Here is a 10,380-nt window from a genome sequence, read left to right on the forward strand (position 1 = left end):
AGGGTGGCGTGATGACCAAGCTGATTGAGCGCAACACCACCATCCCGACCAAGCGATCGGAGACCTTCACCACCGCCGACGACAACCAGCCGTCGGTGCAGATCCAGGTCTACCAGGGTGAGCGCGAGATCGCCTCGCACAACAAGCTGCTCGGCAGCTTCGAGCTGACCGGTATTCCGCCGGCTCCACGCGGCATCCCGCAGATCGAGGTCACGTTCGACATTGACGCCAACGGCATCGTCCACGTCACCGCCAAGGACAAGGGCACCGGCAAGGAGAACACCATCCGCATCCAGGAAGGCTCCGCGCTGTCAAAGGACGAGATTGACCGGATGATCAAGGACGCCGAGGCGCACGCCGACGAGGACCGCAAGCGTCGCGAGGAGGCCGACGTGCGCAACCAGGCCGAGACGCTGGTCTACCAGACGGAGAAGTTCGTCGCTGAACAACGGAGCCCAGCGGCCGAGGGTGGTTCCAAAGTGCCGGAGGACACGCTGAACAAGGTGGAGGCTGCGGTGGCTGAGGCGAAGACGGCGTTGAGCGGCAACGACATCGGCGCGATCAAGTCGGCGATGGAGAAGCTGGGTCAGGAGTCTCAGGCGCTCGGCCAGGCGATCTACGAAGCAACGCAGGCTGCGCAGGACGCGGGCGGCCCTGACGGTCCGGTACACGACGGGTCCGGTGGTGCTGACGACGTCGTGGACGCGGAGGTGGTTGACGATGAGCGGGAGGCCCGGTGACCGAAGGTAATCCACGCGAACAGGTGACCGTCACCGACAAGCGGCGGATCGACCCTGAGACCGGAGAAGTACGCGCTGCCCCTGCCGGGCCGGCCCATGGTGGGTCGGCGCCGGCAGGCGGCGAGCCTGTGGCAGGCGTCGACAAGGTTGCCGAGCTGACAGCAGACCTGCAACGGGTACAAGCCGACTTCGCCAACTATCGCAAGCGGGCCTTGCGCGAACAGCAGGCGTCCGCTGAGCGGGCCAAAGCCACTGTGGTCACTCAATTGCTCGGTGTCCTCGACGATCTCGAGCGCGCCCGCAGCCACGGTGATCTGGAGTCAGGTCCGCTGCGGTCGGTGGCCGACAAGCTGGCCAGCGCGCTGAGCGGGCTCGGCCTTTCGGCGTTCGGCGCCGAGGGTGACGACTTCGACCCGGTGCTGCACGAAGCCGTGCAGCACGAGGGCGACGGAGGTGCGGGTTCTCGGCCGGTAATCGGAACCGTCCTGCGGCAGGGTTACAGACTCGGCGAGCAGGTGCTGCGACATGCTCTGGTGGGCGTGGTCGACACTGTCGACGAGAAGTCCGGGACCTCTGCCGACGACGGCTCGGCCTCGGATACCGCCGATAACGACTCCGACACCGGTGAGCAGAACGCACAATCAGAATCGACGCAGAATTAGCGGCAACAGAACTCAACCTCGAGGGTGGAAGGGGGTGACGCGACATGGCCCAGCGCGAATGGGTCGAGAAGGACTTCTATAAGGAACTGGGCGTCTCCCCGGACGCCAGTCCTGACGAGATCAAGCGGACAGCCCGGAAGCTGCTCGCTGACAACCATCCGGACCGGAACCCGGGCGACAAAGCGGCCGAAGACCGATACAAAGCCGTGTCCGAAGCCAAGGAAGTGCTCACAGATCCGGCCAAACGCAAGGAGTACGACGAAACGCGTCGACTGTTCGCCGGCGGCGGTGGATTCGGTCGCCGGTTCAACGGCGGCCGTTTCGGCGGCTTCGATGTCGGCGGTGACGGTGCCGAGTTCAACCTGAGCGATTTGTTCGACGCTGCCGGGCAGAGCGGCGGCACCAACATCGGCGACCTGTTCGGCGGCTTGTTCGGACGCGGTGCCGCACCACGGCCCAGCCGACCGCGCCGCGGCAACGATTTGGAGACCGAAACCGAGCTGGATTTCGTCGAAGCCACCAAAGGCGTGGCGATGCCGCTGCGGCTGACCAGTCCGGCGCCGTGCACCAACTGTCATGGCAGCGGAGCGCGCCCAGGCACCAGCCCCAAGGTTTGCCCGACCTGCAACGGCTCCGGTGTGATCAGCCGCAACCAGGGTGCGTTCGGCTTCTCCGAACCGTGCACCGACTGCCGGGGCACCGGGTCGGTCATCGAGCACCCGTGCGAGCAGTGCCAGGGAACCGGTGTGACTACCCGCACCCGCACCATCAATGTGCGGATCCCGCCGGGCGTCGAAGACGGACAACGGATTCGGTTGGCCGGACAGGGTGAAGCCGGCCTGCGCGGCGCCCCGTCAGGTGACCTGTATGTGACGGTGCACGTCCGGCCGGACAAGGTATTCGCCCGCGACGGCGACGATCTCACCGTGACAGTTCCGGTCAGTTTCACCGAACTAGCCTTGGGCACAACCCTTTCGGTCCCTACGCTGGACGGCAAGGTCGGTGTTCGAGTGCCCAAGGGCACCGCTGACGGACGCACCCTGCGGGTGCGCGGCCGCGGCGTTCCCAAGCGCAGCGGCGGCAACGGTGACCTGCTCGTCACCGTCAAAGTGGCGGTACCGCCGAACGTGCAGGGCGCCGCCCAGGAGGCCCTGGAGAGCTACGCCGCTGCCGAGCGGGCCAGCGGGTTCGACCCGCGAGCCGGATGGGCAGGTAACCGCTGATGACGAGACAAGACGACGCTCGGACTTTTTTGATCTCGGTGGCCGCCGAGCTGGCCGGTATGCACGCTCAAACACTGCGCACCTACGACCGGCTCGGTCTGGTCAGCCCACAGCGCAGTTCCGGTGGGGGACGGCGCTATTCGCAGCATGACGTCGATTTGCTCCGCGAGGTGCAGCGGCTGTCCCAGGACGAGGGCGTCAACCTGGCGGGCATCAAACGCATCATTGAACTGACCAACCAGGTAGAGGCGCTGCAATCAAGGGTCAAAGAGATGGCCGACGAGATCCAGGCGTTACGGGCCAATCAGCGGCGTGATCTCGCCGTTGTGCCGAAGAGCACCGCCGTGGTGGTCTGGCGGCCCCGCAGCGGCCGCAGCAATAGCGCGGGTTGATGAGCGGGCGAATCGCGACGCCAACCTTAGCGACACGGTAATAGACTGCAGCCCACATCACCCTGGATCAAGCACGCCGACGGTGCGGCACCGGAGGAGGGACGCCTGATGGCGAGTTGGGGCGACAGCGCGAGTCACCAGGCGCAAGCTGACCTCGACGAGCTATACGATGCGGCAGGTGGTCTCGCGGCTCGTCGCATCTCGTTAGCGGGAAACTTTCAGCCCTTTGCTTTCGCGATGTCCGTCGACGGTCACGTCCAAGCTGTCCAGCCCAGTGATCCGAGCGGAAAGGTGTCGGAGGTCTCCGAACAGCTCGCCACGCTGTGGCGAGACTTGGCCCAGTCGAAGGACGATCTGCGGGCTGTCGCGGTGGCAGTGAATGTGTCTCTGCCGGAAGAGAACCGGGATGGCATCCAGATCATCGTCGAACATCACGAGGGCATAGCGATCGGACTGATCGCCCGTTACACGGTCGGCGCGAACCGCATTGCTCAACTCGAGACACCGTCGGCCTACGAGGAAGACCCTCGCATCTGGACTCAATGAACGTCAGACGTGGATGGAGAACACCGCGACCGCCGGCTCACCCGGCTGCGCTGATCGGTAGCCGCCGCGGCGCAGCGCATCGGTCGGCGCAGCCATTGGCTCGAAACAGACCACGTCTTCGCCGGGCGGTGCGAATATCTGCGCGGCCGGATAGCCCTGCTCGAAGTGCACTTCGATACGACGGTCGCCGCCGGAAACCGCGAACACCGAACCGTCGGCCACCGCGCCGTAACCGTCGTCGAAACCTCTGTCGCCCAACGGCTCACGGAGGGGCGCCTGCTCGGAAGTCTCGCCCGTCGGCAACCCTTGGTCGTCAAGAGTCAAGTGCCGCAGCGGCGGAGTCTCGATGGTCCACTGCGCGCGCGGCACGTCCGGCAACTGCAGGTACGGGTGAAAGCCGTAACACAGCGGCACTGCTTTGTCCCCGATCGCCGACACGGTGGTACGCACGGTCAACGTGCGGTCAGCGAGGCTGACCCGCACTACCAACATATGCGGAAACGGGAAGCTGGCCAGCAGCGCCGGATCGCCGGCGAAATTCAATTCAGCGGTCAGCTCGTCGGCTGACTCGGTCATCACCCGCCAGCCGCCATAGCCCGCGAGCAACCCATGAATCGGCAGGCCGTTGGGGTCGAATCGCACTCCTGCGCCGTCGGGCTGCAACACGACTTCATTGTCTCCGACGGTGTAGCTGCGGTCGCCCAGCCGATTCGCCCACGGGTACAAGATCGGGATGCCCATGGTTTTGCCGGCTTCGATGTACGCGTCCAGGCCACGCCGCAGCCCCAGCAACTGGACGTCGGAATCGGTCAACGAGACGCCGATCATCCCGGCGGACGGCACGTACTGCGCCACCACTGAGGACGACGGGTCGCGCAGCGTGACGACGTGCACGCGATTAGCCTAGCGGCGATCGCGAGCGCGGCTGGAAGCCGGGCGAAGCGGGTCGCCGCCTACCTATCAGCTGTTCAGCGGGTCGTGCTGAATGCGTTCCGGCGGGGCCCCATTGGCGACGAGTGCGGTCTTCGCGGCCCGGACCATCTTCGGGCCGCCGCAGATCAGGATCTGCCGATCGCCCCAGCCACCGTATTTGGCTACCACCTCGGGCAATCGGCCGGTCTGGCGCACGTGCAGGCCGCGCGGCGGCGTGACGTCGGGGTAGTCGGCGGCCCACCTGGGATCGCGGGTGTACTCCGACACGGGCGAAACCGACAGCCACGGGTTCTGCGTCGCCAATTGCCACAGCGTGCGCAGGTCGTAGAGCTCGCACGGGTAGCGCCCGCCGAAGAACATGTGCACGCGCGGGTTCTCGCCCCACTGGGCGAGATCCATGACAATCGAGCGCAGCGGCGCCACCCCGGTGCTGCCGGCCACCATCAACACATCGCCACCGTCGCGGTCTACGTGCAGCGCGCCGTGCGGGCTGGACAGTCGCCAGCGGTCGCCGGGCTGCGTCTCGCCGACAATGGCGGTGCTGACCAGTCCGCCCGGAACCGCCCGGATGTGGAACTCGACAGCGCCGCTGTCGTCCGGCGGAATCGCGGGAGTCAGATACCGCCAGCGCCGCGGGCACTGTGGGATCGCGACGTTGACGTACTGGCCGGCGTGATAGGGCAGCGGACGGTCCAGAACCAACCGCACCACCGCCAGATCGCGGGACACCCGCAGGTGTTCGATGACTGTGCCGTCCCACCAGGCGGGCCCCGCCTCGGCGTCGGCGGCACCGCTCATCACGCCGGTGATCAGGTTGAGCGACTGCCGGGCGGCCTCGTCGACGGCGTCGTTCCAGCGGTCACCCAGCTGATCGCGCAACGTCGCGTACAGCGCCTGCCGCAGGGTCTCGTAGTGCGCCGGCTGAACACCGTACTGGCGGTGGTCACGGCCGAGTTGGGCCAGAAACGCGACCGGTGCCTCGGCGCGCTGCGCGACCAGTTCGCCGTAGATCCAGCGCAGTGCCTGCGCGAACGCGGCGCGCTGCCCTTCCATGTCGGGCGGAAAGAGGTCACGCGTCGAGACGTCGAGGTCGAACCAGCGGGTGTAGAACTTGCCAATCAACCCGGTGGCGTCGGACGGGTGCACGGCATCGTGCAGCACCCGCAGTGCGTCCCGATCCTCTAAGCCCACGTGCGACGATTTTAGGCTCGTTGTTACAGGCCGCGAATCCCGTGGTAGAAAACCAGCAGCCCGATCAGCACCAGGACGGCCGCCACCAGAGCGGCGTTGTGCTGATCCATCCAGTGCTTCAGCCGGGCCAGCGGTTGGTCGAGACGGTCGCCGGCAACGGCGTAGGCCACGATCGGGATCGCCACCGAGGACGCGGCGACGACGACGAAGATCACCGCCGCGGTCCAGGAGCGGGTGACGCCGAGCTCGGGGCCGCCGATTGCCAATCCGGCTGCCGCGCACACCAGTAACACCTCGGGTCGGACGACGGCTAGCAAGGCGCCAAACAGCGCTGCGCGTACCGGGGTCACACCCTCCAGCGAGCGCATCCAGCCGGGCATCTCGCTATGGCTGTGCCGGGTCACCCACCGATAGACGCCGAACGCGACCAGCGTCGAACCCAGCACGACACGCAGCCAGGACGCCCATGTCGGCGGCGACTTGTGCAGGAAAGCGAGCCCGTCGGACGCCGCGACGAAGATCGCCGTCATGGCGGTCAGGCTGACCAGCCAGCCGGTGAGGAACGCGAGCCCGCTCGGCCGCGGTTTCGGCGCGTGCAACACCAGCACGGCTGGGATGATCGACAGCGGCGACAGGGCGATCACAAGCGCGAGGGGGATGAGTCGGCTCAGCGCCGAGCCCAAGCTGGTAACCACGCGAGAACCGTAGCGGACAGCTGTCAGGTGCTGGCGAAAAAGCCGATCAACTGGGCCTCGCGGGTAATCAGTTCGTTTTGAGCTATTCGAACCGATAGTGGCCCTGAGAAGGTGATATCGCATGCGATGTCACTCCCCAACCGTCACCATCGGTCTCTGGCGAGGCAGTGCGGGGCGAACCGCTCACCGCACGGCTAGCTTTTGCGGCGCAGCGTCCAGGCCGGCACCCAGTGCGTGACCGTCTTGCGCTTTGAGCCGTAGTCGACCGGATAGGTGACCAGCCCCCACCAGTCGCCCTGCTCGCAGACGCCCCAGCAGGACAATCGGCCTTCGACGACTTTGTGCAGCTGCAGCCCCTGGGGATGGTAGCGGCCAGAACGGTGCGGCTCCCGCGGGAACAGCACGGTCAAGTCGATCAGCACGGTGATCGGCGGCCGCACCACGCGGAAGGGGTCGGGAAGCGGCTGCCCGTTATAACCGATCGAAGCTAGGCGACCCATCGCTCGATCATAGGTTCGAAAGAATGAGCAAGCGGCGGTCGGTGACAACTCCGTAGAATTGGTTCGGGTTGAGCGGAACACACTCAACCTTGACGGCGTTGGATATCCCGACAAGCATTTTTAGCAACTCCCTTTGGACCCAGATGGAGGCCGGTGTGGACTCGTTCAACCCAACGACCAAGACTCAGGCCGTGCTGACCTCGGCGCTGCAGGCGGCCTCGGCCGCCGGTAACCCGGAGATCCGGCCCGCTCACCTACTGCTGGCACTGCTGACCCAGAACGACGGGATCGCTGCGCCGCTGCTGGAGGCAGTCGGCGTCGAGCCCGCCACGGTCCGCGCCGAAGCGCAGCGCCTGCTGGACCGGCTGCCGCAAATCAGCGGCGCCAGTGCGCAGCCGCAGCTGTCCCGCGAATCGCTGGCCGCGATTACCACTGCTCAGCAGCTGGCCACCGAGATGGACGACGAGTACGTGTCCACCGAGCACCTGATGGTCGGCCTGGCCACTGGTGACTCCGACGTCGCCAAGCTGCTCACCGGCCACGGCGCGTCCCCGCAAGCGCTGCGGGAGGCGTTTGTCAAGGTGCGCGGCAGCGCCCGGGTCACCAGCCCGGAGCCGGAGGCCACCTACCAGGCGTTGGAGAAGTACTCCACCGACCTGACGGCCCTCGCCCGCGAGGGCGAGCTCGACCCGGTCATCGGGCGTGACAACGAGATTCGTCGTGTCGTGCAGGTGCTGTCCCGTCGCACCAAGAACAATCCGGTGCTGATCGGTGAGCCCGGCGTCGGTAAGACCGCGATCGTCGAGGGGCTGGCTCAGCGCATCGTCGCGGGCGACGTGCCGGAAAGCCTGCGCGACAAGACCGTCGTCTCCTTGGACCTGGGTTCGATGGTGGCCGGCTCGAAATACCGCGGTGAGTTCGAGGAGCGGCTCAAGGCCGTGCTCGACGAGATCAAGAACTCCGCTGGGCAGATCATCACGTTCATCGACGAACTGCACACGATCGTCGGAGCCGGGGCGACCGGCGAATCGGCGATGGACGCCGGCAACATGATCAAACCGATGCTTGCCCGCGGCGAGCTGCGGCTGGTCGGCGCCACCACGCTGGACGAGTACCGCAAGCACATCGAGAAGGACGCGGCGCTGGAGCGGCGTTTCCAGCAGGTATTCGTCGGGGAGCCGTCGGTCGAGGACACTGTCGGCATCCTGCGCGGACTCAAAGAGCGCTACGAGGTGCACCACGGTGTGCGCATCACCGACTCGGCGCTGGTTGCCGCGTCCACCTTGTCCGACCGATACATCACCGCCCGGTTCCTGCCGGACAAGGCGATCGACCTGGTCGACGAGGCGGCGGCGCGGCTGCGGATGGAGATCGACTCGCGTCCGGTCGAGATCGACGAAGTCGAGCGGCTGGTCCGCCGGCTGGAGATCGAAGAGATGGCGCTGGCCAAAGAGGAAGACGAGGCCTCGAGGGAGCGGTTGGAGAAGCTGCGCGCCGAGCTTGCCGACCACAAAGAGAAGTTGGCACAGCTCACGACCAGATGGCAGAACGAGAAGACCGCGATCGACAGCGTCCGCGAGCTCAAAGAACAGCTCGAGACACTGCGCGGTGAATCCGAACGGGCCGAACGTGACGGCGACCTGGCCAAGGCGGCCGAGCTGCGCTACGGGCGCATCCCCGAAGTGGAGAAGAAGCTCGACGCCGCGGTGCCCCAGGCGCAGGCCCGGGAAGCGGTGATGCTCAAGGAGGAGGTCGGCCCCGACGACATCGCCGACGTGGTGTCGGCGTGGACCGGTATCCCGGCCGGGCGGCTGCTGGAGGGTGAGACCGCCAAGCTGCTGCGGATGGAAGACGAGCTCGGCAGGCGCGTGGTGGGACAGAAGAAGGCGGTGCAGGCCGTCAGTGATGCGGTGCGCCGCACCCGGGCCGGCGTCGCCGATCCCAACCGGCCGACCGGGTCGTTCCTGTTCCTCGGCCCCACCGGTGTCGGCAAGACCGAGCTGGCCAAAGCGCTGGCCGACTTTCTGTTCGACGACGAGCGCGCGATGGTCCGCATCGACATGAGCGAGTACGGCGAGAAGCACTCGGTGGCCCGCCTGGTCGGCGCGCCGCCGGGCTATGTCGGCTACGACCAGGGCGGTCAGCTGACCGAGGCGGTGCGCCGGCGTCCTTACACCGTGGTTCTCTTCGACGAGATCGAGAAGGCCCACCCGGACGTGTTCGACGTGCTGCTGCAGGTCCTCGATGAGGGCCGGCTCACCGACGGGCAGGGGCGGACGGTCGACTTCCGCAACACCATCCTGATTCTGACGTCGAACCTCGGGTCCGGTGGCAACGAGGAGCAGGTGATGGCCGCGGTGCGCTCGGCGTTCAAGCCCGAGTTCATCAACCGCCTCGACGACGTGCTCATCTTCGACGGGCTCAACCCCGAAGAACTGGTGCAGATCGTCGACATCCAGCTCGCGCAGCTGGACAAGCGGCTCGCGCAACGGCGGCTGCAGCTGGAAGTCTCGCTGCCGGCCAAGCGCTGGCTGGCGCAGCGCGGATTCGACCCGGTCTACGGGGCGCGCCCGCTGCGGCGACTGGTGCAGCAGGCCATCGGCGACCAGCTGGCGAAGATGTTGCTGGCCGGCGACGCCCACGACGGCGACATCATCCCGGTCAACGTCACGCCCGAGGGCGATTCGCTGATCCTGGGCTGAGGGTGGCGACCCGCTTCGCCCGGGTACGCCGCGCTCGCGATCGCCACGGGCTGACGTTCACCGGTGGTGACCGTGTTGTGACCCGCTTACGTTCTTGGTTCTGGGCTAACAGCGGTTAGGCTACGTGCGATGGTTCCGCTCTGGTTTACGCTCTCGGCGCTGTGCTTCGTCGGCGCCGCGGTGCTGCTTTACGTCGACCTGGATCGACGTCGCGGGCGGGGCCGGCGCCGCAAATCGTGGGCACGGTCGCACGGCTTCGACTACGAGCCGGAGAACACTGAGATCCTGCACCGCTGGAAGCGCGGTGTGATGTCGACCGTCGGCGACATTCCGGCACGCAATGTCGTGCTGGGCCAGATCCGTGGCGAGGCGGTGTTCATCTTCGACCTGGAAGAGGTCGCCACCGTGGTCGCCCTGCACCGCAAGGTCGGCACGAACGTCGTCATCGACCTGCGGCTCAAAGGATTGAAAGAGCCACGCGAGACCGACATCTGGCTGCTCGGGGCGATCGGGCCGCGAATGGTGTACTCGACCAACCTGGATGCGGCCCGACGGGCCTGCGACCGCCGCATGGTTACGTTCGCGCACACCGCACCGGATTGCGCCGAGATCATGTGGAACGAGCAGAACTGGACGCTGGTCAGCATGCCGATCGCCAGTAACCGCGCCGAATGGGATGAGGGGTTGCGGACGGTGCGGCAGTTCAACGACCTGCTGCGGGTGCTGCCGCCGCTGCCGCAGCCCGCGCCGCAGTCTGGCGGGCGCCGTAACGCGGCACCGAGCCGTCCCCTGGCAC

Annotated in this window: 11 protein-coding genes; 7 read left to right on the forward strand and 4 right to left on the reverse strand. The window is 66.6% G+C overall.

Annotation, left to right across the window (positions count from 1 at the left end; translation table 11 throughout):
• The 5 genes from WA317_RS19215 to WA317_RS19235 all read left to right on the forward strand — a co-directional run.
• Window positions 1-740 (forward strand): Hsp70 family protein (locus WA317_RS19215; protein WP_425174546.1); only part of this gene is annotated, 740 nt, incomplete at its 5' end.
• Complete coding sequence (gene grpE, locus WA317_RS19220) at window positions 737-1,402, forward strand: nucleotide exchange factor GrpE (RefSeq protein WP_425174547.1); 666 nt, start codon at window positions 737-739, stop codon at window positions 1,400-1,402. The genes WA317_RS19215 and grpE, both read left to right, overlap by 4 nt.
• A gap of 44 nt (window positions 1,403-1,446) precedes the next feature.
• A complete protein-coding gene (gene dnaJ / locus WA317_RS19225) occupies window positions 1,447-2,625 on the forward strand; it encodes a molecular chaperone DnaJ (RefSeq protein ID WP_425174548.1) in 1,179 nt (392 codons plus the stop codon).
• A complete protein-coding gene (locus WA317_RS19230) occupies window positions 2,625-3,017 on the forward strand; it encodes a heat shock protein transcriptional repressor HspR (protein ID WP_425174549.1) in 393 nt (130 codons plus the stop codon). The genes dnaJ and WA317_RS19230 overlap by 1 nt, the downstream gene beginning before the upstream one ends.
• 108 nt (window positions 3,018-3,125) lie before the next feature.
• Window positions 3,126-3,563 carry a hypothetical protein gene (locus WA317_RS19235; protein ID WP_425174550.1) on the forward strand — a complete coding sequence of 146 codons (438 nt, stop codon included), beginning with the start codon at window positions 3,126-3,128 and terminating at the stop codon, window positions 3,561-3,563.
• A 3-nt stretch (window positions 3,564-3,566) separates the two neighbouring features.
• Here WA317_RS19235 and WA317_RS19240 read toward each other — a convergent pair whose 3' ends face one another.
• The 4 genes from WA317_RS19240 to WA317_RS19255 form a co-directional block, all read right to left on the reverse strand.
• The gene (locus tag WA317_RS19240) at window positions 3,567-4,457 is read right to left on the reverse strand and encodes an aldose 1-epimerase (protein ID WP_425174551.1); all 891 of its coding nucleotides are present in this window, start codon (window positions 4,455-4,457) and stop codon (window positions 3,567-3,569) included.
• Window positions 4,458-4,523: 66 nt separating this feature from the next.
• Window positions 4,524-5,687 (reverse strand): FAD-binding oxidoreductase, encoded by a 1,164-nt coding sequence (locus WA317_RS19245; protein ID WP_425174552.1) that lies wholly within the window; start codon window positions 5,685-5,687, stop codon window positions 4,524-4,526.
• 23 nt (window positions 5,688-5,710) lie between these two features.
• Entirely contained in the window at window positions 5,711-6,382 is a 672-nt protein-coding gene (locus WA317_RS19250; protein WP_425174553.1) for a GAP family protein, read from the reverse strand.
• 194 nt (window positions 6,383-6,576) lie between these two features.
• Window positions 6,577-6,882, reverse strand: a complete 306-nt coding sequence (locus WA317_RS19255; protein WP_425174554.1) for a hypothetical protein — start codon at window positions 6,880-6,882, stop codon at window positions 6,577-6,579.
• A gap of 155 nt (window positions 6,883-7,037) precedes the next feature.
• On the opposite strand from WA317_RS19255, the gene clpB reads away from it, so the two are divergent.
• Window positions 7,038-9,584 (forward strand): ATP-dependent chaperone ClpB, encoded by a 2,547-nt coding sequence (clpB, locus tag WA317_RS19260; protein WP_425174555.1) that lies wholly within the window; start codon window positions 7,038-7,040, stop codon window positions 9,582-9,584.
• A 129-nt stretch (window positions 9,585-9,713) separates the two neighbouring features.
• Window positions 9,714-10,380: trehalose monomycolate transport factor TtfA (gene ttfA, locus WA317_RS19265; RefSeq protein ID WP_425174556.1), on the forward strand; the 667-nt coding region annotated here is incomplete at its 3' end.

This window comes from Mycobacterium sp. (assembly GCF_049802695.1).
Classification (GTDB): domain Bacteria; phylum Actinomycetota; class Actinomycetes; order Mycobacteriales; family Mycobacteriaceae; genus Mycobacterium.

Coding starts and splice junctions, on each gene's coding strand:
- dnaJ (WP_425174548.1), top strand. CDS start 1,447: ATGGCCCAGCGCGAATGGGTCGAGAAGGACTTCTATAAGGAACTGGGC.
- WA317_RS19230 (WP_425174549.1), top strand. CDS start 2,625: ATGACGAGACAAGACGACGCTCGGACTTTTTTGATCTCGGTGGCCGCC.
- WA317_RS19235 (WP_425174550.1), top strand. CDS start 3,126: ATGGCGAGTTGGGGCGACAGCGCGAGTCACCAGGCGCAAGCTGACCTC.
- WA317_RS19255 (WP_425174554.1), bottom strand. CDS start 6,882: ATGGGTCGCCTAGCTTCGATCGGTTATAACGGGCAGCCGCTTCCCGAC.